Genomic DNA, 25,151 nt, shown 5'->3' on the forward strand with positions numbered 1-25,151 from the left:
CAGTCGCGAACGAAGGCGTGTCGGTGAGCGCGAGGAACGTAGCGGAGCGGAGTCCCGCAGTCGCGAACGAAGGTGGCTCAAGTGAGTGAGCCGTTGCTGCGGGTCAGCGGGCTGACCAAGCACTTCCCGGTGCGCGACGGGTTCCGGAGCACCGGTCTGGTCCAGGCGGTCGACGGCCTGGACTTCGAGGTGCGCCCCGGCGAGACGCTGGGCCTGGTGGGGGAGTCCGGCTGCGGCAAGACCACCACCGGCCGGATGCTGGTGCGGCTGCTGGAGCCGACCGCCGGGAAGATCGAGTTCGCCGGGCGGGACATCACCCACGCCAAGCGGCGCGAGCTGCGCCCGCTGCGGCAGGACCTCCAGATCATCTTCCAGGACCCGTACGCCTCGCTGAACCCCCGGCACACCGTGGGCCGGATCGTGGCGATGCCGTTGCAGGTCAACGGGATCAATCCGCCGGGCGGGGTGCGCAAGCGGGTCCAGGAGTTGCTGGAGCTGGTCGGGCTCAATCCCGAGCACTACAACCGCTACCCGCACGAGTTCTCCGGCGGGCAGCGGCAGCGCATCGGCATCGCCCGGGCGCTGGCCCTGCGGCCGAAGCTGATCGTCGCCGACGAGCCGGTCTCCGCCCTGGACGTCTCGATTCAGGCGCAGGTGGTCAACCTGCTGCGGGACCTGCAACGGGACCTCGGGCTGGCGTTCGTCTTCATCGCCCACGACCTGGCCGTGGTGCGGCACTTCTGCCAGCGGGTCGCCGTGATGTACCTGGGCCGGATCGTCGAGATCGGCGACCGGGCGGACATCTACGAGCGCCCGCAACACCCGTACACCCGGGCCCTGCTGTCGGCGATCCCGGACGTGACGACGCTCGGGCCGGGCGGCCGGATCCGGCTGACCGGCGACGTGCCGACCCCGCTGAACCCGCCGTCGGGCTGCCGGTTCCGCACCCGCTGCTGGAAGGCGCAGGACGTCTGCGCCACCGAGGAGCCGGCCCTGAAGCCCCGGGACGGCGGCGCCCAGTCGACGGCCTGCCACTTCCCGGAGTCCGAGCGGGCCGGCGTGAGTGGTGCGGAGGTGACGAGGTGAGCCTGTCCCCGGTCGAGGGTGTGGCGCTGGCGGAGATCGAGTCCACCGGCGACGGCGACGCGCCGAAGGCGAAGGGCTTCGTCGGCCGGTCGCCCGGCCAGCTCGCCTGGATCCGGCTGCGGCGGGACCGCACGGCCATGATCAGTGCCGCGATGCTGATCTTCTTCGTGTTGCTCGCCCTCGCCGTGCCGCTGATCGAGGCGCTGTACGGGGTGGGTCCGCGCGATCAGTTCCAGAACCGGCTCGACGGCTTCGGCATGCCGCTGGGCTACGCCGGGGGTATCACCGGCGAGCACTGGTTCGGGCTGGAGCCGGGCCTGGGCCGGGACATCTTCATCCGGATGGTGCACGGCCTGCGGACGTCGCTGTTCATCGCGTTCGCCGCCGCCGTGATCACCGCCGCGTTCGGCATCCTGATGGGAACCCTCGCCGGCTACCTGGGCGGCTGGATCGACGCGGTGATCAACTGGATCACCGACCTGACGCTGGCCATGCCGTTCCTGGTCATCGCGCTGGCCCTGACCCCGACCGTCGCGCTGCGCTTCTACGGCCAGCGCGAGGCGGTGCCGCCCGCGTTCCAGATCGGCGTGCTGATCGCCATCTTCGCCCTGTTCGGCTGGACCAGCACCGCCCGGCTGGTCCGGGGGCAGGTCATCGCGCTGCGTGAGCGGGAGTTCGTGGAGGCGGCCAGGGCCAGCGGGGCCGGGCTGGGACACATGCTCTTCCGCCAGCTCCTGCCGAACATCTGGGCGCCGATCCTGGTGTCGTTCTCCCTCGCGGTGCCCTCGTACATCACCAGCGAGGCGGCGCTGTCGTTCATCGGCGTCGGCCTCACCGACGAGACGCCGAGCTTCGGCCGGATGATCTACCGCAGCCTGGACTACCTCCAGACCGACGCGGCGTACGTCTTCTTTCCCGGCATCACGATCTTCGCGCTGGTGCTCGCCTTCAACCTCTTCGGGGACGCGCTGCGCGACGCGCTCGACCCGAAGTCGTCCCGGTAGGGGTTTACCATGGCGCGATTCCTGGTCAAGCGGCTGCTCTCCGCCGTGGTCACGCTGTTCGCGGTGAGCGTGCTCAGCTTCCTGATGTTCTTCGCCCTGCCCCGGGACCCGGTCACCGGCATGTGCCCGAAGAACTGCAACCCGGAGCGACTGGAGCGGGTCCGTCAGGAGCTGGGCCTGCGCGATCCGTTGATCAGCCAGTACGCCGGTTACATGAAGGGCATCGTGACCGGTCGGGACCTGGGCAGCGCCCAGGGCGGCCGGTGCGACGCCCCCTGCCTGGGCTGGTCGTACGTGAACAACGAGGCGGTCAGCGACACCATCGCCCGGGTGCTGCCGGTGACCCTGAGCATCGTGCTCCCGGCGGCGATCCTCTGGCTGCTGCTCGGCGTCGGCCTCGGCATGATCTCGGCGCTGCGCCGGGGCACCTGGCTGGACCGGGTGGCCATCGGCTTCTCGCTGACCGGCGCGTCGTTGCAGCTCTACTTCGTCGGCGCGGTGCTGCTCCTGGTCTTCGTCTACAACCTGCGGCTGCTACCGGTGCCGAGCTACACGTCACTGTTCGACAATCCGGCGAAGTGGGCCAGCGGCCTGGTGCTCGCCTGGGTCGCGCTGGCCTTCCTCTACTCCGCCATCTACGCCAGGTTGTCCCGGGCGCAGATGCTGGAGACGCTGTCCGAGGACTACGTCCGCACCGCGCGGGCCAAGGGCCTGAGCAAACCCAAGGTGTACGGGCGGCACGCGCTGCGCGCGGCGATCACCCCGGTGGTGACCATCGCGGGGCTGGACGTCGGTGGGGCGCTGGGCGGGACCGTCATCACCGAGACCACCTTCGGCATCCAGGGGCTGGGGCGTACCGCGGTGAACGCGGTCAGTGACGGTGACCTGCCCACCATCATGGCGACCGTGCTCATCTCCGCGGTCTTCGTGGTGCTGGCCAACGTCCTGGTGGACCTGCTCTACGCCGTGATCGACCCCCGGGTGCGGCTGCGCTGACCGCCGACGGGCGGCCTCCCCGACCGGCGACGGAAGTTATCGAAAACCGTTACACAATTCGAAGTTTTTCTTCTTTACGATCCTCGGGACGTCGGCGTTTCCGCCCGGCGGCACCGGGTGGAGGGGATAGCAGATGAGACCACGCGCAGCGGTCGCCGCAGGCGGCGCCATCGCACTGGTGGTGACCTTGGGGGCGTGTTCGGAGAACACGGGCGAGGGCACCACGGTGGACAACACCCGGCAGCAGACCGGGGTCATCGCCACCGACCCGAAGGACTCGAAGGGCCCGGCGGCCGAGGTGAGCGGGGCGCAGAAGGGCGGCACCTTCACCATCATCCGGGAGACCCCGATCTCCCACCTGGACCCGCAGCGGACGTACTCGTTCGCGGGCCTGATGGCCAACCCGCTCTTCTCCCGCTACCTGACCACCTGGAAGGACGACGGCAAGGGCGGCCTGGTCCTGGTCGGCGACCTGGCCGAGACCCCGGGCACCAACGTCAACTCCGACTGCAAGGTCTGGGAGTTCAAGATCAAGGACGGGGTGAAGTTCGAGGACGGCAGCCCGATCACCTCCAAGGAGATCGCGTACGGCATCGCCCGGTCCTTCAACCCGGACCTCGCCGGCGGCCCGACCTACGTGCAGGAGTGGCTGGCCGACAGCCCGCAGTTCGACACCAAGTGGGACTTCAAGAAGAACCAGGCCTCGCTGCCGCCGGGGCTGACCGCGCCGGACCCGAAGACCCTGCGCTTCGAGTTCGCCAAGCCCCGCTGCGACCTGCCGTTCGCGGTGTCGCTGCCGACCAGCGCGCCGCTGAAGGCCGACAAGGACACCGGGGTCAACCTGGACCAGCGGCCGTTCTCCTCGGGCCCGTACAAGGTCGCCAAGAACCAGGCCGGCGTGCAGCTCACCCTGGACCGCAACCCCCACTGGGATGCCAACACCGACCCGGTGCGCCACCAGTACCCGGACCAGTTCGTCTGGAGCTTCGGCCCGACCGCCGACGCCGCGAACAACCGGGTGATCGCCGACAACGGCGCCGACCAGAGCGCGATCGCCTTCAACTACGTGCCGTCCTCGCTGGTCGCCAAGGTGGCCCAGGACCAGGCGCTGAAGTCGCGGACCATCCTCTCCCCGACGCCGAGCTCCAACCAGCTCGTGATCAACAACCAGCGGGTGACGGATCTCAAGATCCGCCAGGCGCTGAACTACGCCATCGACCGTGAGGGCCTGATCAAGGCGGTCGGCGGGCAGACCGTGGCCCAGCCGATGACCACGCTGATGCCGTCGTCCACCATCGGCTACGAGGCGTTCGACGCGTACCCGGCCGGGGCCAACGGCAACGTCGACAAGGCCAAGGAGCTGCTCGGCGGCAAGACCCCGGAGCTGGTTCTCGGGGTGGCCGACAACACGGGCGAGCAGAAGGTCGCGATCCAGCTCAAGGGCAACCTGGAGCGGGCCGGCTTCAAGATCACCGTCCGGAACATCCCGGACGACGCGAAGCTCGACGAGGTCAAGAAGAAGAACAACCCCTGGGACCTGTACATCGGTAACTGGGCGGCGGACTGGCCCAGCGGCGCGTCCATCCTGCCGGTGCTCTACGACGGCCGGACCATCAAGGCCGAGGGCAACAGCAACAGCGCGTTCTTCAACGACCCGGCGATCAACGCCGAGTTCGACCGGATCCTCGCCCTGGAGCCGGCCAAGCAGGGGGCGGAGTGGGCCAAGCTCGACCAGAAGATCATGAAGGAGCACGCGCCGGTGGTGCCGCTCTTCGTCGACGTGGCCTACGCCGTGCACGGCTCCAAGGCCGGCGGGGTCTTCATCTCCAGCGTCTTCGGGTACCCGTCCTTCGTGAACGCGCACGTCAAGCCGTAACCCTCGGCTGACCGCCGACGGCCGGGCCCCCTCGCACAGCGCCGTGCGAGGGGGCCCTTCCGTCCGCCGTCACCCGAGGTGGGTGCGGAGGAAGTCCAACTCCAGGCGGAGCAGGCGCTCCGACAGGCCGCCCGCGGCCATGTGGGTGGCCCCGGTCAGCGGCAGCACCGAGTGCGGCCGTCCCGCGCCCAGCAGCGCCGCCGACAGCCGCAGCGTGTGCGCGGCCACCACGTTGTCGTCGACCAGGCCGTGCAGCAGCAGCATCGGCCGGGCCGGCTCGCCGGACACCGGCCGCTCGGCGGCCAACTCCAGCAGCGAGTGGTGCGCGTAGACGTCCACCCCGTCCTCCGGCATCCCCAGGTAGCGCTCGCTGTACGCGGTGTCGTACAGCGCCCAGTCGGTGACCGGGGCGCCGACGATCCCGCACCGGAACAGCTCCGGGTGGCGCAGCACCGCCAGCCCGGCCAGCCAGCCGCCGAACGACCAGCCCCGCACGCCGACCCGTCCCAGGTCCAGGTCGGGGTGCTTGCCGGCGAGCGCGGTCAGCGCGTCGATCTGGTCGGTCAGCACCACGTCGGCCACCCGCCGGTGCACCGCCTTCTCGAAGGACGGGGCCACCCCGGGGGTGCCCCGGTTGTCGACCGTCACCACCGCGAAGCCGGAGTCGGCCCACCACTGCCGCTCCAGCCAGGCCGACCGGGCCGCCACCACCTCCTGGTGCCCCGGGCCGCCGTAGACGTCCAGCAGCACCGGCAGCCGGGTGCCCTTGACGTGGTCGGTCGGGTAGAGCACCGCGCTCGGCAGCCGCCGGTCGGTCACCCGCACCATCGTCGGCCGGGGCGCGTACGGCGGGGTCGCGGCCAGCGAGCGGAGCTGCGCCACCTCCCGGTCACCGCGCCACACCGACCAGGTGGTCCCCGGCCGGTCCAGCGAGGCGGTGCCGACCACCAGCGTGTCCCCGCCCACCGCGCCGGTGTGCCAGCCGGGGGTGCCGCTCATCCGACGGGCGTCCACCCCGCCGCCGATCAGCGTCCGGACCCGGTACAGGTGCCGCTGGCTCGGCTCCCCGTCACTCGCCTCGACCAGCAGATCGGCCGGGCCGTTGCCGGCGGGGAGCCGGCCCACCACCCGGCGCACGTACAGCGAGGGCGGGGTGAGCAGGGTGCCGTCGGCGAACAGGCAGCGGGCGTCGTACCCGTCGTGGGCCAACTCGCCGCCGACCAGCACCCGGCCGTCCGGCAGGTGCGCCGGGGTGCCGGGGATCGGCTCCACCCAGCGGGGGTCGGCCAGCTCCGCGTGCACCTGGGTCTCCCCGGTGCGCGGGTCCACCGCGAGCACCAGGCCGTGCTGCTGGGAGCGGCGCAGCACCGTGATCAGCGGGTTGCCGTCGGCCCAGTCGACCGACGTCAGGTACGGGTAGGTCTCCCGGTCCCAGTGCACGTCGACCCAGCCGCCGTCGAGGTCGAGCAGGTGCAGGCTGACCTCGGCGTTCGGCCCGCCGGCCTGCGGGTACGCGATGCTGGTCGGCGGGCTCGCCGGGTCGGCCGCATCGTGCAGGTGCCAGCGGGGCAGCCGGGACTCGTCGACCCGGGCGGCCAGCACGCCACGCCCGTCCGGCGCCCACCAGTAGCCCCGGAACCGGTGGAACTCCTCGGCCGCCACGTGCTCGGCCAGCCCCCAGGTGACCCCGGCGTCCTCGCCGGCCAGCAGGGTGTCGGTGCCGTCGGGCGACACCACCCGCAGCTCGCCCCGGCGTACCCCGTCGGCGGCGTCGGTGACGTATGCCAGGCGTTCGCCGGTCGGGTCCGGCCGCGGGTCGATGACCGGGCCGGCGACGGCCACCTCGACCACGTCCCCGTGCACCAGGTCGGCCCGGAACAGTCGGCCGGCCAGCGCGAACACCGCCACCCGGCCGGCCCCGTCCAGGGCGTACGAGCCGATGCCGGCGGCGCTGAGCCGCCGCCGCTCGCGCAGCGCCCGCTCCCCGGGGGAGAGGGCCGACGGGTCGGCACCGGCGCCGAGCAGCCTCGCCGGGTCGGCGACCAGCCGCTCCTCGCCGCTGGCCGGATCGAGCAGCCAGAGCGCGTCGGCGGGATCCTCCGGACCGGCCGAGCGCAGGAAGATCACCCGGGCGCCGTCGTCGGCCACGGAGACGGCGCGCGGTGCCCCGTGAGAGAACCGGCGGGTACGGGCGGCCAGCTCCGGAAAGTCCACACGTCGGATCGTAGAGCGGGGCCGGCGATGATGTGGCCGACCTGCGCGGACGCGTCGGGAACGGCGGGGAATCCACCGCCGGTTAGAGTGACCGTCGTGACGACGCTGCCCACCCACCGCCTCCTGCTGGTCCACGCGCACCCCGACGACGAGTCCATCGGCACCGGCTCGACGATGGCCCACTACGCAGCCAACGGCGCCCACGTCACGCTGGTGACCTGCACCCTCGGCGAGGAGGGCGAGATCCACGTGCCGGAGCTGGCCCAGCTCGCCGCCGCCGAGGCCGACCAGCTCGGCGGGGTCCGGATCGGCGAGCTGGCCGCCGCCTGCGCCGCGCTCGGCGTCGCCGATCACCGCTTCCTCGGCGGCGCGGGTCGCTACCGCGACTCCGGGATGATGGGCCTGGCCACCAACGAGCACCCCCGGGCGTTCTGGCAGGCCGACCTCGACACCGCCGCCGGGTACCTGGTGGAGATCATGCGGGAGGTACGCCCGCAGGTGCTGATCACGTACGACCCGAACGGCTTCTACGGCCACCCCGATCACATTCAGGCGCACCGGGTCGCGATGCGGGCGGTGGAGCTGGCCGCCGCGGAGGGGATCGCCCCGGCCAAGGTCTACTGGACGGCCATGCCGCGCAGCGTGCTGGAGGCCGGCCTGAGCCACTTCACCGAGTCGTCGGACAACCCCTTCGACGGTATCGAGACCATCGAGGACCTGCCCTTCGGCACCCCCGATCCGGAGATCGCGGCCCGGATCGACGCCACCGAGCAGCACACCGCCAAAGAGGCGGCGATGCGGGCGCACGCCACCCAGATCCCGGCCACCTCCTGGCTCTACTCGATCGCCGGCAACTTCGGCGCCGAGTTCATGGGGGTGGAGTACTTCACCCTGGCGGTGGGGGAGAAGGGGCCGGGTGCCGGCCCGTACGGCTGGGAGGGAGACCTCTTCGCCGGGCTCGGCCTCGACGACGGCGGGTCCGGCCGCGCCCCGGTCTCGGCGGCCGGCGTCCGGTGACCCTGCCCGCCGCGCCGATGTCGGTCGTCCCGCCGCAGGCCCCCGCCCCGACCCCGCCGCGCCGGGCGCGGCGGCTGCTCGACGTCGCCCTGCGGGTCGTCGGCGGCCTGGTTGCCGTGGTCGGCGCGGTGGCGACCGGCCTGCTGGAGCTGATCCTGTCGACCGTCCGGGTCGGCGGGCAGCTGATCGGGGTGTCCGTGCTGGTGGCCATCGTCGCCAACATCGCGCTGGGCTGGTTCGCGTACGCGGCGGTCGGCCGCCGGTGGGCGGTGGTCCTGCCGGCGACGCCGTGGTTCGTGCTGATGGGCGCGGCGGCCGTCCGGACCAGCGAGGGGGACCTGCTGCTCGCCGGGGACAGCTGGGTCGGGCTCGCGATGATCGTGATGGGGGCGATGACCTTCGCGGTGATGGGGTTCCGGCAGGTCCTGGCTCCGCCGCCGGTCCGCCGGGACGGGTGATGACAGCCCTCAGCTTCCGGTGGTAGATATTCCTGCCAGGAGGCCCGCCGTCGAGGCGGGCGGTGCGGTGAGAGGCGTGCGATGAAGAATCGATGGCTGTCGGTCGGGGTGCTCGCGGCGGCGCTGTTCGTGGTCAACGTGATCGCCCGGGTGGTCATCAAGTTCGGTCTCGACGCCGACGACACGGCGGCCGACCGGGTCTCGCTGGCGATGTTCCTGGTGATCGGGGCGATCCTCGCGGTGCTGGCGTTCCGCTGGGGGCAGGAGCGCCCGGTGGCCCGCTGGGCCGGCGAGATGGCCGCCGCCGTGGGGATCGCGCTGCTGCTGACCGTCCTGGTCGGGCCGCTGCTGGTCGGGCAGAACCCGTTCGGCGGCGACGCGGGCACCCTGCTGGCCCAGGCCGGGCTCTACCTGCTGGCCACCGCCGCCGGCGTGCTCGTCGGCTACCTGACCCTCACCACGCTGGGCCGCGACCACCGCTCCCGGATGCTCAAGCGGTACGCCGAGGTCAAGGCGGCGAAGCCGCACCGCCCGGTCCGCCGCTGACCGCCCGCCTCCTCGGGCCCGCCCCGCCCGCCCCGGGTCCCGTAGCGACATCCACCGTCATGGGGGTAGGTGTGGTAGCCGCGGCTTGATCGATAGATCGCGGCGAGAACCTTGATCATGTTGTCGGCGCTGGCCGTTGTGGGTGGGCGGTTGAGGTGGGACAGCGGGCCGGCCGTCCGAGCGGCTGGGGTGCCGGGCGGGTAATGCGACCTCGTCCCTTTGCTCTGCTGCCGTCCCCGCAACACCAGCACTGCCGTGCAACACCAGCACTGCCGTGCAACACCTGCACTGCCGTGCAACACCTGCACTGCCGTGCAACACCTGCACTGCCGTGCAACACCTGCACTGCCGTGCAACACCTGCACTGCCGTGCAACACCTGCACTGCCGTGCAACACCAGCACCAGCGTCGCGCAGCCGCTTCGGGTCGGTGCCGGCACGAGAGGTCGGCAGAATCGTCACGCTTCGCGAGCGTTGCGCCGGGGGCGGCAGAGCAAAGGGGGCGCTGCGGGGTTGCCCGCCGGTCGGCGACGACGTCAGCGTCGGCGTTCCCGCCCCCGCCCTTGGGGTGGGACGGGCTTCACGATCGTCTGCTGATTTTGGAGAACTCGCCCGGCGTGTTGTCTCACAAATCAGCAGACGATCACGCCACGACAGGCTGCCCGGAGCCGATTTGGTCAGGGGGCGACGCGGGTGAGGTAGGTGTGGTGGGTGGTGAAGCCCAGCGAGCGGTAGAGGGCCACCGCCGGGGCGTTGCTCTGCTCCACCTGGAGGAAGGCGTCGGTGGCGCCCAGGGCCGCGCCCCAGTCGGCCAGGGCCCGGATGACCCGGGTGGCCAGGCCCTGCCGGTGGGCGTGCGGGAGGACCTCGATCAGGGTCAGGCCGAGCAGCCGCCGCGCACCGGTGACCGTGCCGCGGCCGACGGCGAGCAGTTCGCCGTCGGCGTACACCTGGGCGAAGCGGACCTGCTCCACGGCGGTGAGCACGTGCCGGGCGGCGTCCGGGAGGCCGCCCTTGCGCCCGGCGGCGACGGCGAGCCAGTCGTCGGACGGCGCGGCGGCCAGCTCGACCGACGGCAGTCCGGCGTGGTCCGCCCGTAGCGTGGCCAGCGGCACGGTCTGCAGCAGCACCGGCGGCCGGGCGCCCCAGCCCCGCGCGTCCAACTCGGCGCCGACCGGCGCGGCGAGCGGCAGCGGCGTGTTGACCATGGCGGGCTGCCCGAGGTCGGCGTACCAGCGCTCGACGGCGTTCAGTGCGGCCGGCAGCGGCCGGTCCGGGTCGCCGACCGGCAGGGCCGAGTTCGCCCGGCCGGTCCAGCCCTCGGCGCTGCGCAGCAGCCAGTCGCCGAGCCGGCCCCGGGTCGGGGCCGGCCACGCCGCGTCGGCGGCCAGCTCCAGCGCCACCACCGCGGCGGCCGTCGGCCGGCGGGCCGGCGGCACCCGCTTGGCCCGGTGCACCTCGTCCACCGGAACCTGGAGCCGACCCTGCGCGGTGGTCAGGGTGACATGGGTCTCGGTCAGCTCGACCAGCTCGCCGAGGGCGTCCGAGAAGAGCGGCCGGCCTTCGCGAATCCCCACAATCCGGCGAACCACGATCCGGTGTCCCACATCCTGCTGTCGGAGCACGATCGACCCCCTCCCCGGCGAGATACTAGGCTCTAACCGTCGCGGGTGATCGCGACGTGTCTTGCGGAGGAGAAGACCGGTGACCTACATCATCGCCGAGCCATGCGTGGATGTGCTCGACAAGGCATGCATCGAGGAATGCCCGGTCGACTGCATCTACGAGGGAAACCGGATGCTCTACATCCACCCCGACGAGTGCGTCGACTGCGGTGCCTGTGAGCCGGTGTGTCCGGTCGAGGCGATCTTCTACGAGGACGACGTCCCGGAGCAGTGGAAGGACTACACCGGGGCGAACTACGAGTTCTTCGAGGACCTGGGCTCGCCCGGTGGCGCCTCGAAGATCGGCAAGGTGGAGAAGGACGCGACCTTCGTCGCGGGCCAGCCGCCGCGCGGAGAAGGCCACTGAACCGGCCCGAGCCGATCTCGGCACGGCTGCCCGACTTCACCTGGGACACCCTGGAAGCCGCGGCCGCAGTGGCCGCGGCGCACCCGGACGGCCTGATCAACCTCTCGATCGGCACCCCGGTCGACCCGGTGCCCCCGGTGATTCGGCAGGCCCTGGCCGACGCGTCCGACGCCCCCGGCTACCCGTTGACCGCCGGCACGCCCGCCCTGCGGGCCGCCATCGCGGACTGGGTGGCCCGGGTCTGCGGCGCGAGCGTCGACGGCCTCGGGGTGCTGCCCACCATCGGCTCCAAGGAGCTGGTGGCGTGGCTGCCCACCCTGCTCGGCCTCGGCCCCGGTGACGTCGTCGTGGTGCCGGCGGTCTGCTACCCGACGTACGAGGACGGGGTGCGGCTCGCCGGTGCCACCACCGTGCGCACCGACTCGCTGACCGCGCTCGGCCCCGACCCCCGGGTCCGCCTGGTCTGGGTGAACTCGCCCGGCAACCCGACCGGCCGGGTGCTGCCCGCCAACCACCTGCGCAAGGTGGTCGACTGGGCCCGCGAGCGGGGCGCCGTGGTGGCCAGCGACGAGTGCTACCTGCCGCTGGGCTGGTCGGCCGCCGCCGAGCCGGTCTCCGTGCTCGCGCCCGAGGTATGCGGCGGGTCGTACGACGGGCTGCTGGCGGTGCACTCGCTGTCCAAGCGCTCCAACCTCGCCGGGTACCGGGCGGGCCTCGTCGCCGGCGACCCCGCCCTGGTCGCGGAGCTGCTGAAGGTGCGCAAGCACGCCGGCATGATCGTGCCCGCCCCGGTGCAGGCGGCGATGATCGCCGCGCTCGGCGACCAGGAGCACGCCGACGCCCAGCGGGAGCGCTACCGGGCCCGGCGGGAGCGGCTGCTGGCCGCGTTCACCGGTGCCGGGTTCACGGTCGAGCACTCCGAGGCCGGGCTCTACCTCTGGCTGACCCGGGGCGAGGACTGCTGGGCGACGGTGGACTGGCTGGCCCGCCGGGGCATCCTGGTCGCGGCCGGCGTCTTCTACGGCCCGGGCGGCGCGCAGCACGTCCGGGCGGCGCTGACCGAGTCCGACGAGCACATCGCGGCGGTCGCCGCGCGCCTCGCCCTGCCCTGAGTCGAGCGGGTGCACCGGTGCCCCGGCCCGGCCGGGGCACCGGCGGAGGTCACCCGCCGATCCGGCGGAACACCGTCAGCAGCGCGTCCCGGCTGTGCTTCCCCAGCAGCTCGCTGGAGAACAGCTCCCGCATCTCCACCGTCCGCCCGCCGTGCAGGGTCAGCTCGGCCTTCAGCGGCACCTCCCGCTTCACCGCGACCGAGGTCATCTCCTCGTACGGCAGGAAGGTGTGTCGGGCCGCGAGCTCGGCCACCGGCACCGATCCGAGCAGCGCCCGCAGCCGCTCCTCGCCCTTGCTCGCCTTGCCCGGGTCGGCGATCAGCACCAGCCCACGGTCCAGGACCAGCACGTCGTGCTCGGCGCCGTCGACCTTGATGTTGGCCAACGCACCGACGAGGTCGGCGTCCTGTCCGGAGACCCGCCGCTGCACCACCGTCGCGCAGTCCGGGTCGACGCCGGCCTCGGCGAGGCGGGCCAGCGCCTCGTCCAGGGTCTCGGGGTCGACCGCGAGCTTGGCGACCTCGGTCAGGTCCCACGGCTCGCCGTCCGGGCCGACCAGCCGGGCGGGGGCGGACCAGGACAGCTGCCAGTGCGCCTGGCCGGCGCGAATCGCGGCGTTGACCAGCAGCGAATTCATCGGGCCGGCGAAGCGGGCGGCGGCCTCCTCGCGGGAGGAGTCCGAGTAGAACTGCTCGGCGAACTCGCCGAGCCGACCCGCGCGGACCAGGCCCAGCACCGTGGGCAGGCCGGGCTCCGCCGCGCCGGTGAACCGGCCCGCAGCCCGGTAGACGGCGTCGGCCTCGCGCTGCCCGCCGGCGGCGATCGTCGCCGCGATGAACTCGGGCCAGGCCAGGACCTGCCGTCCCTCGTGCGCGATCACGTCCGCCTGCAACGCCAGACCCGCCGCCCCGATATCGGCCAGCAGGCCGGCGGCCGGCCGCTCGTCCGGCGCGGGCGCGGGCGCGTCGGCCGGCGCGTCGGCCATCGCGGCCACCCGAATACCGACGGGCGGGTGGGTGTCCCAGCGGGACGGCTTCTCGTCGGGCGCGTTCTCCCGCAGCGCGGTGATCTCGTCCCGGCGGGCGGCGAGCAGCTGGCCGAAGCCGCCGAACAGGTCGTCCGGGGCGAGCCCCGCCGACCAGCCCGGCTCGACGTACCGGCCCATGTAGAACGACCAGGCGGTGCCCAGCGCCGGCAGGGTGCGCAGCGCGGACGTGGCTGCGTCCCGGCCGGCCAGCCGCACCGCGGAGCGGTCGGCCTCCAGCTCCTGGCGGCGCGACGCGGCGTTGTCCACCAGCAGGTAGAGCTTCGCGTACCCCCGGAAGACCCAGCCGATCGGGTTGCGCCCGCCGATCCGACCGATGGTCTCGGCGATCGCCAGCCGCCCCCGGTACGCCACTGCGCCGAGCCGGGTGTGCCGGCCCGAGTAGTGGCCCAGCTCGTGTGCCAGCACCGCGCGGAACTGGTCGACCCGCATCGCCTGGAGCAGCGGCAACCCGACGTACATGGTTCGCCGGCCGCCCACCAGTCCGAGCATGCTGCTCTGTTCGGCGACGGCCGCGTTCACCTCGGGCACCAGCCGGATCTCGTCCGGGGCGCGGGTGCCGACCTCGGCGGCCAGCTCACGCACGGCGGCCCAGAGCGCAGGGGCGGTCCGCTCGTCGAGGACCAGGCCCGGCGCGGGCTCGCTCTTGGTGCGGACGGCTCGCCAGAGCCCGACCAGTACGGCGCCGAGCGCCAACAGGAGCGGGATTATGAGCTTGGCGGTGGCGAGACCGCTGGCCCACTGGTGGATCCAGAAGCCGAATGCGACGACGGCGGCGAGCTGGAGCAGCGCGACGACGTAGAAGCCGATCAGCATGAGCACCGAGGCGAGAGCCCGGTACGTCGCGGCGGACATGATGTTGCCCTTTCCCCGTACGGACACCGATGTGGTATCCGGCGGGAGGGACCGTACTTCGTCGATCTTCGTTGAGCATCCCCCGTCCGGTCAGCGCCGGGCGGCCTGAGATCCAGGACGCCGGGCGCTCGTCCCGGGAGGCGGGCACACGAGGGGGCCGGGGTCGGGCGGGCGATATCCTCGGGGCCGAACGGGCCGAGGTGACCTCGACGCGTACCGACCGAGACGCCGAGGTGGGTGATGGTGGACAGGCCCGGTGGCAACCCGCGGGCCGCGGTGGTGGGCACCGGGCTCATCGGCGGCTCGGTCCTGCTCCGCCTGCACGAGCGCGGGACCGACGTCACCGGCTGGGACCCGGACACCGCTACCCGCGCGGAGGGACGCGCCCGGGGCATTACCTTCCCTGACGAACTGGCCGACGCCGTCCGCGACCGGGACGCGGTGTTCCTCTGCGGCCCGCTGTCGAGCCTGCCGGAAACCCTGCTCATCGTCGCCAGGCACACCGGTCCCGACTGCGTGCTCACCGACGTGGGCAGCACCAAGGGCGGGGTCGCCGGGTTCGCAGCGGCGCAGGGGTTGAGCGGTCGGTTCGTACCGGGGCACCCGATGGCCGGGGCCGAGCGCGCCGGGCTGACCGCCGCCGTCCCCGAGTTGTTCGACGGCGCGGCCTGGGTGCTCTGCCCCACGGCGGAGGGCATCGAGCGGTTCCGTACGCTCGCCACCCTGATCATCGACGCCTTCGACGCGCGGGTCGTCCCGATGGCGCCGGGCGCGCACGACGCGGCGGCGGCCCTCGCGTCGCACATTCCCCACCTGCTGGCCGGCAGCCTGGCCGGCGCGGTGGCGGACGCCGACCTGCGGGACGCCGTGCTGGGCCTGGCCGCCGGCAGCTTCCGGGACGGCACCCGGGTCGCCGGCACCCCGGCTGCCCGGACGGCGGACATGCTGCTGAACAACCGCGACCAGGTGCTCGCCCAGCTCGGCCTGGTGACCGGGTTCCTCGACCGGCTCGCCGCCGCGCTGCGGTCCGGCGACGCGGCGGCCCTCGTGGGGCACTACGAGCGGGCGCGAGGGCTGAGGCTGGCCCTGCTCGACCGCGAGCTGCCCCCGGTCGTCCGTGACTTCTCGCTGGGTGGGGATGTCGACGGCGAACTGGCGTACCTGCTGTCGCTCGGCGCTGCCGGCGGGCACCTGACCGGTTGCCGGGTGGCGGCGGGGACGGTGACCTACACCGGCCACCTCCCGACCGCCCCGGCCTGAGCCCCGGCCGCCCGCCTGTGCCCGCACCGTTGCGCCGTCCGGTCCTCCCGCGCGGGTGCCGACAAGGGTCCCGCATCACGCAGGCGTTGATGAGGTGCCCTTTCCTTCCTCTAGGGTGAGGGCATGGTGGACGGACCAATCGTGGCGGTACGCGGCGAGGCGTACCGGGAAGTGGCTCCCGAGCTGGCCCGGTTCACGGTGACCGCGACGGCGCGGGACCGGGACCGGGAGGCCGTTCTGGCCCGGCTCGCCGAGCGGGCCGCCGCCGTGCGGGTGCTGCTCGACGCCGCCGACCCGGCCGTGGACCGCCGGGAGACCGGCGACCTGCGGGTCTGGCCGGAGACGAAGCGCTCCGGCGAGCGGGTGGTGGCCTGGCACGGCAGCGTCGCCACGACTGTCACCGTCACCGACTTCACCGCGCTGGGCGAGCTGATGCTCCGCCTGGCCGATCAGGACCAGGTCGAGGTCGCCGGCCCGTGGTGGTCGCTGCGGCCGGACAGCCCGGCGTACCGGGAGGCTCGGCACGCCGCCATCGCCGACGCGCTGGCCCGCGCCCGGGAGTACGCCGAGGCGCTGGGCTCCCGGGTGACCGCGCTGCTGGAGCTGGCCGACAACGGGCTGACCCCGCAGCCGATGATGACCCGCGCCGCGTTCAAGTCCGGCGGGCCCCCGGACGCCCCGCCGGAGCTGGAACTGGACCCGCAGCCGCAGAGCGTGCACGCGGCGGTGGAGGCCCGGTTCACGATCACCGCGCCGGTCCTCGGCTGATGCCGGACGCCCGGGTCCTTTCCCTCGGAGAGCTGGTGGCCCGCGCCCGGGCCCTGGCCGGGGCCGGGCCCCGTCAGCTCCTCGGCATCGCCGGAGCGCCGGGGGCGGGCAAGTCCACCCTGGCCGAGCGGGTCGTCGCCGAGGTGGGTGCGACCGCCCGGCTGGTGCCGATGGACGGCTTCCACCTGGCCCAGGCGGAGCTGCGCCGGCTCGGCCGCGACGCGCGAAAGGGCGCGGTGGACACCTTCGACGTCGGTGGGTACGTCGCGCTGCTGCGCCGGTTGCACCGGCTGGAGCCGATCTCGGTCTGGGCCCCGGGGTTCCGTCGGGACCTGGAGGAGCCGGTCGCCGGGGCGGTCGAGGTGCCGCCCGAGGTACGGTTGGTGGTGACCGAGGGCAACTACCTGCTGCTGTCCGGGGACCTGTGGGACGAGGTGCGGCAGTTGCTGCACGAGGTGTGGTTCCTCGACCTGGACGCCGAGCTGCGGCACCGCCGGCTAACCGCCCGGCACGAGTCGTACGGGCGGTCGCCCGAGCAGGCGCGGGCCTGGGCGCTGGGCAGCGATGAGGCCAACGCGGCTCTGGTGGCAGGCACCGCCGCGCGCGCCGATCTGGTGGTCCGGCTGGCCGACCCGCCCGCCTGAGGGACGGGGGCCGGCGGCGGTGCCCCGGGCCGCGATCCGGGTCGACGGGTCAGGCGATCTCGCGTACGACCCGGGCGGGGTTGCCCACCGCGACGACGTTCGCCGGCAGGTCGCGGTTCACCACGGCGCCCGCACCGACCACCGTGTTGTCGCCGATGCTCACCCCGGCCAGCACGATCACCCCACCGCCGAGCCAGACGTTGTCCCCGATCGTGATCGGCTGCGCCGCCTCCCACTTCTCCCGCCGGGGCTCCGGGTCGACCGGGTGGGTGGCCGTCAGGAGTTGCACGTTCGGTCCCATCTGGACGTCCGCGCCGATGGTGATCCGGGCGACGTCGAGGAAGACCGCGTTGAAGTTGACGAATCCGCGCGGCCCCAGGTGGATGTTCCAGCCGTAGTCGCAGTGGAACGGCGGGCGGACCCAGGCGCCCTCGCCGACCGAACCGAGCAGCTCGCGTAGCGCGGCCAGCCGCTCCTCGGGGTCGGCCGCCGAGCTGCGGTTGAACGCCTCGTTGAGGCGGGTGGCCCGGTCCAGGTCGGCCAGGATCTCCGGGTCCTCGGCGCGGTACAACTCGCCGGCGAGCATGCGGTCCTTCATGGAGGTCATCGGCCGATCATCTCCCGGTCGGGCCTCCACTCAGTGCCAAGTTTGTCACTTTCCTGACTTCTCCTATGCATACCAGGTATGCGATTCTTTTCTGTGCCTGTGCGACCTCTGTCAGTGATGACGCCTCACAAGGAGGAATCCGTTGCATCGAACAGGAAGAAAATCGGCCGGCCTGGCGCTGGCCCTGGGTCTGGTGCTCGCCGCACCGCTGACCACCCCGGCCACGTCCCCCGCCTCCGCCTCCCCCGCCTCCGCCACCCCCGCCTCCGCGACCGCCGGTGCCGCGCCGGCCGGCCGGGCCGCCGGACGCCCGGCCACGGTCACGCTGGTCACCGGTGACCGGGTCACCGTCGCGGCCTCCGGCGCGGTGTCCGTCCGGCCCGGCTCCGGCCGCGACGACCTGCGGTTCCTGGTCCAGCGGGACCGGGGCCACGTCACCGTGCTGCCCCAGGACGCGCTGCCACTGCTCCGCTCGGGCAAGGTGGACCGGCGGCTCTTCGACGTCACCGGGCTGATCGAGGCCGGCTACGACGACGCCCACCGGGACAGCCTCCCGCTGCTGGTCTCGTACCGCTCGGGTGAGGCCCGCCGGGCCGTCGCCGGCATCGCCGGCACCCGGGTGACCCGCGACCTGCCCGCGATCGGCGGCGCGGCGGTGACGGCCGAGAAGGCCCGCGCCGGCGCGGTGTGGGGCGCGATGACCACGGGCCGGGCATCCGCCCGGGTCGACACGGCGGAGGGTGTCGACCGGCTCTGGCTGGACGGCCGGCGCAAGGTGACCCTTGACCACAGCGTGCCCCAGATCGGTGCGCCCGTCGCCCACGCGGCCGGGCTCACCGGCAAGGGCGTCACCGTCGCGGTGCTGGACACCGGCGTCGACCCCGACCACCCCGACTTCGCCGGCCGGCTCGCCGAGTCGCGCAACTTCAGCGAGGCGCCCGAGTCGGGCGACACGGTCGGCCACGGCACCCACGTCGCCTCGATCATCGCGGGCAGCGGCGCCGCCTCCGGCGGGAAGTACCGGGGGGTGGCCCCGGACGCCACGCTGCTCTCCGGCAAGGTCTGCGAGAGCACCAGATGCACCGACTCGGCGATCCTCGCCGGCATGCAGTGGGCGGCGGCGGAGAAGCACGCCACCGTGGTCAACCTGAGCCTCGGCGGAATGGACACCCCCGAGGTGGATCCGCTGGAGCAGGCGGTGCAGACCCTCACCGCGCAGACCGGCACCCTCTTCGTCATCGCCGCCGGCAACGACGGCTCCGACGGCTCGGTCGGCTCCCCGGCCAGCGCGGACGCCGCCCTGGCGGTCGGCGCGGTCGATCGGGACGACGAACTGGCCAACTTCTCCAGCCGGGGCCCCCGGGTCGGCGACGACGGCCTCAAGCCGGACATCACCGCCCCCGGCGTGGAGATCGTCGCGGCTCGGGCCGCCGGCAGCGACCTCGGCGAGCCGGTCGGCGAGAAGTACATGACGCTCTCCGGCACGTCGATGGCCACCCCGCACGTCGCCGGCTCGGCGGCGCTGCTCGCCCAGCGGCACCCCGACTGGCGGGCCGGCGCGCTCAAGTCGACCCTGATGGCCTCGGCGAAGCCGCATCCCGGGCAGACCGCGTACCAGCAGGGCGCGGGCCGGGTCGACGTGGCCCGCGCGATCGGCCAGCAGGTCACCAGCGACCCGGCGAGCGTGTCGTTCGGCCGCGCCGAGTGGCCGCACGGCGACGACCCCACGGTCGCCCGCACGGTGACCTGGCGCAACTCCGGGTCGGCCCCGGTCACCCTCGACCTCACGGTCGAGGCCACCGGCCCGGACGGCGAGCCGGCCCCGGCCGGCCTGTTCCGGCTCGACGCGTCACAGGTCACCGTGCCGGCCGGCGGCCAGGCGCAGGCCACCGTCACCGCCGACACCCGGGTCCAGGGCGCGGACGGGTACTACACCGGCCGGCTCGTCGCCCGATCCGGCGCGACGGTGGCGGTCACCCCGATCGCGGTGCACCGCGAGGTGGAGAGCTACGAGGTCACCATCGCCCACGTCGGCCGGGACGGCCAGCCCATCAGCGAGTACGGCACCACCCTGGTCGGCCTGAACTCCTTCGCCTACACGGACGTCTACGACGCCGACGGCACGGCGACCGTGCGCGTCCCGAAGGGGCGGTACGGGCTGTCCAGCTACCTGTTCGCCAGCGACGCGAACGGTGAGCCCGCCGGGGCCACCATGCTCGCCCGGCCCGAGCTGGTCGTCGACCGGGCGCTCCGGCTCACCCTCGACGCCCGCACCGCCAAGCCGGTGCTGAACACCGTGCCGCAGCGCGGCGCGACCCCGCTGCTGGTGGACGTCAGTGCGATCTTCTTCGGCGCCGACGAGAGCACCTACTCGTTCAGCCTGTGGAGCGACGGCTTCGAGGGGCTGACCAGCGGGCAGGTCGGCCCGGCCAGCACTCCCGAGCGGTTCGTCGCCACGATCGGCAGCCAGTGGGCCGACAGGCAGGCGGCCAGCAGCCCGTACCTGTACGCGCTGCTGGAGGCGTTCCCCGGCCGGATGCCGACCGGCTTCGTCAAGCACTACCGCAGCCGGGACCTGGCCACCGTCGTGCACACCTTCCGGGACGCCTACCCGGGGCTGGAGGCCGAGCGGATGGTCATGGGCGAGCCGGAGTACAACACGGGCGGCTCCGCCCTGATCCTGCGCACCGCGACGCCCGGCCGCCGGGTCGAGCACTACAGCACCAACCACGTGCGGTGGGAGAGCGAGCTGGACTTCGGCACCCGCGACCCCGAGGGCTGGCTGGAGACGCAGGCGATGCTGCGCACGCCGACGACGGCGTACCGGGGCGGCCGGACGTCCCACGAGACCTGGGGCGAGGCCCCGTTCGCGCCGTCCTTCCCGGTGCGGCGCTGGGGGCACGAGGGGATCACCCGCACGGGCGACACCATCGTGGCCGACCTGCCCGTGCACAGCGACGCGGGCGGGCACGCCGGCGGGTCGCTCAACGACACCGAGTGGACCAGGCTGTATCGCGGCGGCAAGCTGGTCGGGGAGAGCGAATACCCGGGGTACGGGGAGTTCGAGGTGCCGGCGGGCGCGGCGAACTACCGGCTGGAGACCTCGGCGAAGCGCAGCTTCACCGACCTGAGCACCGAGGTCACCAGCGCCTGGACGTTCCGGTCGAAGCACGTCTCCGGTGACGGCTTCGCGTCGCTGCCGGCGATGGCAGTGCGCTTCGCCCCGGCGCTGCGCGTCGACAACAGCGCCCCCGCCGGGCGGTCCTTCACCGTTCCGGTGCGGGTGGAGCGGCAGGCCGGAGCACCGGCGGCCAAGGTCGCCGCGCTGACCGTCGACGCCTCCTACGACGGCGGGAAGACCTGGCACAAGGCGGAGCTGCGCCGCCAGGGCTCCGGCTGGGCGGCCACGCTCAGGCACCCGGCCGGCGTCGGTCACGTCTCGCTGCGGGCCACCGCGAAGGACACCGCCGGAAACACGGTGACCACGCGGATCATCCAGGCGTACCGGCTGCGCTGAACCGGCATCCGGGCCCGGCGGCACGTCCCGCCGGGCCCGGACCCGTGTCGTCCTCCGTCGGCGGTGCCGCCGCCCGGCCTCGGTGACCCGGGGGCCGCGTCGTGCCTCGGCCGTCAGTCGTTGGCGTGCAGGGCGGCGTTCAGCTCGATGCCACGGCCGGTGCGGGGGCGGGCCTCCAGCGCGCCGGTGACCGAGTTGCGCCAGAACAGCAGGCCGTCGACGCCGGACAGGTCGCGGGCCTTGACCACCCGGCCGTCCGGGAGGGTGATCTTCGAGGCGGCGGTGATGTAGCAGCCGGCCTCGACCACGCAGTCGTCGCCGAGGGAGATGCCGACGCCGGCGTTCGCGCCGATCAGGCTGCGCTCGCCGATGCTGATCTTCTCGGTGCCGCCGCCGGACAGGGTGCCCATGATCGACGCGCCGCCGCCGATGTCGGAGCCGTCGCCGACCAGCACGCCCTGCACGATGCGTCCCTCGACCATCGAGGTGCCGAGCGTGCCGGCGTTGAAGTTGACGAAGCCCTCGTGCATCACGGTGGTGCCGGCGGCGAGGTGGGCACCGAGCCGGACCCGGTCCGCGTCGGCGATCCGCACCCCGGCGGGGACCACGTAGTCGGTCATCCGGGGGAACTTGTCCACCCCGTACACGCTCAGGTGGCGGCCGGCGGCCCGTTCGATCACCCGCAGCTCGTCCACCCGCTCCGGCGGGCACGGCCCGGCCGACGTCCAGGCCACGTTCGCCAGCTTGCCGAAGATGCCGTCGAGGTTCAGCTCGTTGGGCCGCACCAGGCGGTGGGAGAGCAGGTGCAACCTCAGGTACGCGTCTGCGGCGTCCTTGATCGGCTCGTCCAGCGCCCCGATCACCGTGACCACCTGGGCGGTACGAAGGCCGGGCAGCGCCCGCTCGCCGACCGCTCCCGGCGGCAGGTCGAGCACGTCCGCCTCGTCCTCGCCGGGGACCAGTGGCAGCTCGCCGAGCCCCAGCTTGCCCGTCGGGTACCAGGTGTCGAGCACCTGCTCGTCCGCGGTGATGGTGGCCAGGCCGATGCCCCACGCAGGCTGTGCAGTCGTCACGCGTGTGACGGTACCGTGCGAACCATGGAGAACCCGCTGACCCCTGAGGTCCTCGCCGATCCGGTGACGTTGACCCGCGTCCTGGTCGACATCGAGTCCGTCTCCCTCAACGAGAAGGTGATCGCCGACTGTGTCGAGGAGGTGCTGCGTGCCGTGCCGCACCTGACCACGTTCCGGCACGGCAACACCGTCATGGCGCGTACCGACCTGGGGAGGGACTCCCGGGTGGTGCTCGCGGGGCACCTGGACACCGTTCCGCTGAACAACAACTTCCCGTCGACGATGCGTGGCGACCTGATGTACGGCTGCGGCACCTCGGACATGAAGTCCGGGGTGGCGTACGCGCTGCACCTGGCGGTGACCCTGCCCGAGCCGAAGTACGACGTCACGTACTTCTTCTACGAGGCCGAGGAGATCGAGTCGAAGTACAACGGCCTCTTCCTGGTCGCCGAGGCGTACCCGGAGTGGCTCCAGGCGGACTTCGCGCTGCTGCTGGAGCCGACGCACGGGATCGTGGAGGCCGGCTGCCAGGGCACCATGCGTGCGGTGGTGACCACCACCGGCGTCCGGGCCCACTCGGCGCGCTCCTGGCACGGGGTGAACGCCATCCACGCCGCAGGCGAGGTGCTGCGCCTCCTGTCCGGGTACGAGGCGCGGCGGGTCACCATCGACGGCTGCGACTACCGCGAGGGCATGAACGCGGTCCGGGTCGGCGGGGGGGTCGCCGGCAACGTGGTGCCGGACCACTGCGAGATCGAGGTGAACTACCGGTTCGCGCCCGACCGGACGCCGGCCGAGGCCGAGGCGCACCTGCGTGAGGTGTTCGCGGGCTTCGAGCTGCGGGTGACCGACATGGCGGCCGGGGCTGCACCCGGGCTGGACGCGGCCCCGGCGAAGGAGTTCCTGGCGGCGGTCGGCGCCGCGCCGATCGGCAAGCTGGGCTGGACGGATGTGGCCCGGTTCGCCGCGATGGGCATCCCGGCGCTGAACTTCGGCCCGGGGGATCCCAACCTGGCCCACCACCCGGACGAGCACGTCGAGATCAGCAAGATCCGCGACGGGGCGGCCACCCTGCACCGCTGGCTCACCCCCGCCTGAACCCGCCGCGCCCAGGGCTTGAAAGCCTGGCCGGGGCGTGGTCCGGCCGGGGCGTGTGGTCCGGCCGGGCGGCCCGCCACCCTGGTCCGGCCGGGCGACCCGCCACCCTGGTTCGGCGGGCGGGCCGCCCGGTCGGCAGCCGTACGGTCGGTCAGGCGGTCGGGGACAGGGACGACTCGGCGCGGGTGTCGGCCGGGTCGCCGGTGAGGTCGGCGGTGGTGGCTTCCATTTGCCGGGCGCGGCGGCGCTCGGCCACCACGTCGTGGATCCGTCGCTGCATCTGCCGACGGATCCGGATCATCTCGCTGTTGCTGATCACGCTGGCTCCTCCCCCGAAGGCGCGTGCCGGGGCATACCCGGTATGTGAATAGTAAGACGTGCGTGCGACCGAATTAGTTGCCCCGGTCGTGGAAAATCTGTCCGCCCCGCCGCTGTCCTTCCGCCACCCGGTACAGGTGCCACACCCGATGGGGTGCCCCTCCACTACGGTTGCTCCCATGAGCGACAGCAACGGACGAGACCCGGGCCGCGAGCGGGGGCGGGAACGGCACCGGGGCGCCGTCACGCTGCGCCGCCAGGCCATCCCGACGAGCACCGCCGACCAGCGGCTGCTGGACTCCCGGGGACGCGGCGACTGGAAGACCAAGGACGCCTGGCGGGCCCTGCGCATCCTGTCGGAGTTCGTGGAGGGCTTCGACACCCTGGCCGACCTGCCACCGGCGGTCAGCGTCTTCGGCTCGGCCCGGAGCAAGCCGGACAGCCCGGAGTGCCGGATGGCCGAGGAACTGGGCGCGGCCCTGGCCCGGGCCGGGTACGCGGTGATCACCGGCGGCGGGCCCGGCGTGATGGAGGCGGCCAACCGGGGCGCCAGCGACGCCGGCGGGCTCTCCGTCGGGCTCGGCATCGAGCTGCCGTTCGAGCAGGGCCTCAACGACTGGGTCGACCTGGCCATCGACTTCCGGTACTTCTTCGCCCGCAAGACCATGTTCGTCAAGTACGCCCAGGCGTTCGTGGTGCTGCCCGGCGGCTTCGGCACCATGGACGAGCTGTTCGAGGCGCTGACCCTGGTGCAGACCGGCAAGGTCACCCGGTTCCCGGTGGTGCTGATGGGGACGGACTACTGGCACGGCCTGCTCGACTGGCTGCGCGACACGATGGCGGTCGAGGGCAAGATCGGACCGGTCGACCTGGAGCTGATCTGCCTCACCGACGACGTCGACGCGGCGGTCCGGCACATCGTTGAGGCCGAGGCCGCGCTCTCCGTCGAGCAGGAGGCGGTCCGCGAGGAGTCCGTCGCCCAGACCGCGGCGGACCAGCAGGCCGCCGCCGAGCAGGGCCGGGAGCGCTGAGCCGGTGGCGGCGATCTGCGTGTTCTGCGCGTCGTCCCGTACCCTCGACCGGCGTTGGCTCGACCTCGCCGCCGAGGCGGGCGCGGAGATCGCCCGCCGCGGCCACACACTGGTCAGCGGCGGCGGCTGCGTCGGGATGATGGGTGCGGTGGCGGACGGGGCCCGGTCCGCCGGCGGGACCACCCTGGGGGTGATCCCGCAGTCCCTGGTCGACCTGGAGGTGGCCGACCTCGCCTCGGACGAGCTGCTGGTCACCGGCAGCATGGCCGACCGCAAGACTCTCATGATCGACAAATCGGACGCGTTCCTCACCCTGCCCGGCGGGCTGGGCACCCTGGACGAGCTGTTCGAGGTCTGGACCACGGCCACCCTCGCCCTGCACACCAAACCGATGGTGCTGGTCGACGTGGACGGCTTCTACCGCCCCCTGATCGACTGGCTGACCGGCCTCGCCGACCGCAACTTCCTCAAGCCGGCCGGCCTGGGCCTCCTCACGGTCGTCGACAGCATCCCCGCCGCCCTGGACGCCCTCACCCCCAACCTCCCCTGACCCCCACCCCGCCCCGCTCACGCCTCGCGCCGGTGATCAAGAAGTC

General features: G+C 73.1%; 22 protein-coding genes. 16 read left to right on the forward strand and 6 right to left on the reverse strand.

What is annotated here, in order from left to right; translation table 11 throughout:
- Positions 1 to 81 precede the first annotated feature (81 nt).
- The 4 genes from OG559_RS16390 to OG559_RS16405 all read left to right on the forward strand — a co-directional run bounded on the left by OG559_RS16390 (position 82) and on the right by OG559_RS16405 (position 4,962).
- On the forward strand, positions 82 to 1,086 hold the full coding sequence (locus OG559_RS16390; RefSeq protein WP_405104777.1) for an ABC transporter ATP-binding protein: 1,005 nt from the start codon (positions 82 to 84) through the stop codon (positions 1,084 to 1,086).
- Positions 1,083 to 2,090, forward strand: coding sequence for an ABC transporter permease (locus OG559_RS16395; protein ID WP_405104778.1), 1,008 nt, complete (start codon positions 1,083 to 1,085; stop codon positions 2,088 to 2,090). Before OG559_RS16390 ends, OG559_RS16395 begins: the two co-directional genes overlap by 4 nt.
- Before the next feature lie 9 nt (positions 2,091 to 2,099).
- Positions 2,100 to 3,086, forward strand: coding sequence for an ABC transporter permease (locus OG559_RS16400; RefSeq protein WP_396670210.1), 987 nt, complete (start codon positions 2,100 to 2,102; stop codon positions 3,084 to 3,086).
- Positions 3,087 to 3,219: 133 nt separating this feature from the next.
- Complete coding sequence (locus OG559_RS16405) at positions 3,220 to 4,962, forward strand: ABC transporter substrate-binding protein (RefSeq protein WP_405104779.1); 1,743 nt, start codon at positions 3,220 to 3,222, stop codon at positions 4,960 to 4,962.
- A 69-nt stretch (positions 4,963 to 5,031) separates the two neighbouring features.
- On the opposite strand, the gene OG559_RS16410 is transcribed toward OG559_RS16405, so the two are convergent.
- A complete protein-coding gene (locus OG559_RS16410) occupies positions 5,032 to 7,176 on the reverse strand; it encodes a prolyl oligopeptidase family serine peptidase (RefSeq protein WP_405104781.1) in 2,145 nt (714 codons plus the stop codon).
- A gap of 87 nt (positions 7,177 to 7,263) precedes the next feature.
- Here OG559_RS16410 and mshB point away from each other — a divergent pair, with 87 nt between their 5' ends.
- The 3 genes from mshB (at position 7,264) to OG559_RS16425 (ending at position 9,197) form a co-directional block, all read left to right on the forward strand.
- Entirely contained in the window at positions 7,264 to 8,193 is a 930-nt protein-coding gene (mshB, locus tag OG559_RS16415) for an N-acetyl-1-D-myo-inositol-2-amino-2-deoxy-alpha-D-glucopyranoside deacetylase (protein ID WP_405104783.1), read from the forward strand.
- Positions 8,194 to 8,210: 17 nt separating this feature from the next.
- Entirely contained in the window at positions 8,211 to 8,651 is a 441-nt protein-coding gene (locus OG559_RS16420; protein ID WP_405116704.1) for a hypothetical protein, read from the forward strand.
- An 81-nt stretch (positions 8,652 to 8,732) separates the two neighbouring features.
- Positions 8,733 to 9,197: a hypothetical protein gene (locus tag OG559_RS16425; RefSeq protein ID WP_405104785.1), complete on the forward strand. Its 465-nt coding sequence runs from the start codon at positions 8,733 to 8,735 to the stop codon at positions 9,195 to 9,197.
- 676 nt (positions 9,198 to 9,873) lie between these two features.
- Here OG559_RS16425 and OG559_RS16430 read toward each other — a convergent pair.
- Positions 9,874 to 10,821 carry a GNAT family N-acetyltransferase gene (locus OG559_RS16430; protein WP_405104787.1) on the reverse strand — a complete coding sequence of 316 codons (948 nt, stop codon included), beginning with the start codon at positions 10,819 to 10,821 and terminating at the stop codon, positions 9,874 to 9,876.
- A 79-nt stretch (positions 10,822 to 10,900) separates the two neighbouring features.
- On the opposite strand from OG559_RS16430, the gene fdxA reads away from it, so the two are divergent.
- Entirely contained in the window at positions 10,901 to 11,227 is a 327-nt protein-coding gene (gene fdxA / locus OG559_RS16435) for a ferredoxin (RefSeq protein ID WP_007072862.1), read from the forward strand.
- The gene (gene dapC, locus OG559_RS16440) at positions 11,224 to 12,339 is read left to right on the forward strand and encodes a succinyldiaminopimelate transaminase (RefSeq protein ID WP_405116706.1); all 1,116 of its coding nucleotides are present in this window, start codon (positions 11,224 to 11,226) and stop codon (positions 12,337 to 12,339) included. The genes fdxA and dapC overlap by 4 nt, the downstream gene beginning before the upstream one ends.
- A 49-nt stretch (positions 12,340 to 12,388) precedes the next feature.
- On the opposite strand, the gene OG559_RS16445 is transcribed toward dapC, so the two are convergent.
- On the reverse strand, positions 12,389 to 14,266 hold the full coding sequence (locus tag OG559_RS16445; RefSeq protein ID WP_405104789.1) for a M48 family metallopeptidase: 1,878 nt from the start codon (positions 14,264 to 14,266) through the stop codon (positions 12,389 to 12,391).
- A 213-nt stretch (positions 14,267 to 14,479) separates the two neighbouring features.
- Between OG559_RS16445 and OG559_RS16450 the strand changes: the two genes are divergently transcribed.
- The 3 genes from OG559_RS16450 to OG559_RS16460 all read left to right on the forward strand — a co-directional run bounded on the left by OG559_RS16450 (position 14,480) and on the right by OG559_RS16460 (position 16,911).
- Complete coding sequence (locus OG559_RS16450; protein WP_405104791.1) at positions 14,480 to 15,499, forward strand: prephenate dehydrogenase; 1,020 nt, start codon at positions 14,480 to 14,482, stop codon at positions 15,497 to 15,499.
- Between the two features lie 123 nt (positions 15,500 to 15,622).
- Entirely contained in the window at positions 15,623 to 16,267 is a 645-nt protein-coding gene (locus tag OG559_RS16455; protein WP_396670200.1) for an SIMPL domain-containing protein, read from the forward strand.
- Complete coding sequence (locus OG559_RS16460) at positions 16,267 to 16,911, forward strand: nucleoside/nucleotide kinase family protein (RefSeq protein ID WP_405104794.1); 645 nt, start codon at positions 16,267 to 16,269, stop codon at positions 16,909 to 16,911. Before OG559_RS16455 ends, OG559_RS16460 begins: the two co-directional genes overlap by 1 nt.
- Before the next feature lie 49 nt (positions 16,912 to 16,960).
- Here OG559_RS16460 and OG559_RS16465 read toward each other — a convergent pair whose 3' ends face one another.
- On the reverse strand, positions 16,961 to 17,518 hold the full coding sequence (locus tag OG559_RS16465; protein WP_396670198.1) for a sugar O-acetyltransferase: 558 nt from the start codon (positions 17,516 to 17,518) through the stop codon (positions 16,961 to 16,963).
- 142 nt (positions 17,519 to 17,660) lie between these two features.
- On the opposite strand from OG559_RS16465, the gene OG559_RS16470 reads away from it, so the two are divergent.
- Entirely contained in the window at positions 17,661 to 21,035 is a 3,375-nt protein-coding gene (locus OG559_RS16470) for a S8 family serine peptidase (RefSeq protein ID WP_405104796.1), read from the forward strand.
- Between the two features lie 113 nt (positions 21,036 to 21,148).
- Here OG559_RS16470 and dapD read toward each other — a convergent pair whose 3' ends face one another.
- Complete coding sequence (dapD, locus tag OG559_RS16475; RefSeq protein ID WP_405104797.1) at positions 21,149 to 22,108, reverse strand: 2,3,4,5-tetrahydropyridine-2,6-dicarboxylate N-succinyltransferase; 960 nt, start codon at positions 22,106 to 22,108, stop codon at positions 21,149 to 21,151.
- Between the two features lie 24 nt (positions 22,109 to 22,132).
- Here dapD and dapE point away from each other — a divergent pair, with 24 nt between their 5' ends.
- Entirely contained in the window at positions 22,133 to 23,206 is a 1,074-nt protein-coding gene (gene dapE, locus OG559_RS16480; protein ID WP_405104799.1) for a succinyl-diaminopimelate desuccinylase, read from the forward strand.
- A 151-nt stretch (positions 23,207 to 23,357) separates the two neighbouring features.
- On the opposite strand, the gene OG559_RS16485 is transcribed toward dapE, so the two are convergent.
- Positions 23,358 to 23,525: a hypothetical protein gene (locus OG559_RS16485; RefSeq protein WP_387015379.1), complete on the reverse strand. Its 168-nt coding sequence runs from the start codon at positions 23,523 to 23,525 to the stop codon at positions 23,358 to 23,360.
- 178 nt (positions 23,526 to 23,703) lie between these two features.
- On the opposite strand from OG559_RS16485, the gene OG559_RS16490 reads away from it, so the two are divergent.
- Complete coding sequence (locus tag OG559_RS16490; RefSeq protein WP_405104802.1) at positions 23,704 to 24,555, forward strand: TIGR00730 family Rossman fold protein; 852 nt, start codon at positions 23,704 to 23,706, stop codon at positions 24,553 to 24,555.
- A gap of 4 nt (positions 24,556 to 24,559) precedes the next feature.
- Complete coding sequence (locus tag OG559_RS16495) at positions 24,560 to 25,105, forward strand: TIGR00730 family Rossman fold protein (RefSeq protein ID WP_405104804.1); 546 nt, start codon at positions 24,560 to 24,562, stop codon at positions 25,103 to 25,105.
- Positions 25,106 to 25,151: the final 46 nt, after the last annotated feature.

The organism is Micromonospora sp. NBC_01405 (genome assembly GCF_045040155.1).
Lineage (GTDB): Bacteria > Actinomycetota > Actinomycetes > Mycobacteriales > Micromonosporaceae > Micromonospora.

What these genes read in the sequence shown, in the direction of transcription:
- OG559_RS16400 (WP_396670210.1), top strand. Translation starts at nt 2,100, where the DNA reads ATGGCGCGATTCCTGGTCAAGCGGCTGCTCTCCGCCGTGGTCACGCTG.
- OG559_RS16405 (WP_405104779.1), top strand. Translation starts at nt 3,220, where the DNA reads ATGAGACCACGCGCAGCGGTCGCCGCAGGCGGCGCCATCGCACTGGTG.
- OG559_RS16420 (WP_405116704.1), top strand. Translation starts at nt 8,211, where the DNA reads ATGTCGGTCGTCCCGCCGCAGGCCCCCGCCCCGACCCCGCCGCGCCGG.
- OG559_RS16425 (WP_405104785.1), top strand. Translation starts at nt 8,733, where the DNA reads ATGAAGAATCGATGGCTGTCGGTCGGGGTGCTCGCGGCGGCGCTGTTC.
- OG559_RS16450 (WP_405104791.1), top strand. Translation starts at nt 14,480, where the DNA reads ATGGTGGACAGGCCCGGTGGCAACCCGCGGGCCGCGGTGGTGGGCACC.
- OG559_RS16455 (WP_396670200.1), top strand. Translation starts at nt 15,623, where the DNA reads ATGGTGGACGGACCAATCGTGGCGGTACGCGGCGAGGCGTACCGGGAA.
- OG559_RS16460 (WP_405104794.1), top strand. Translation starts at nt 16,267, where the DNA reads ATGCCGGACGCCCGGGTCCTTTCCCTCGGAGAGCTGGTGGCCCGCGCC.
- OG559_RS16465 (WP_396670198.1), bottom strand. Translation starts at nt 17,518, where the DNA reads ATGACCTCCATGAAGGACCGCATGCTCGCCGGCGAGTTGTACCGCGCC.
- dapE (WP_405104799.1), top strand. Translation starts at nt 22,133, where the DNA reads ATGGAGAACCCGCTGACCCCTGAGGTCCTCGCCGATCCGGTGACGTTG.
- OG559_RS16490 (WP_405104802.1), top strand. Translation starts at nt 23,704, where the DNA reads ATGAGCGACAGCAACGGACGAGACCCGGGCCGCGAGCGGGGGCGGGAA.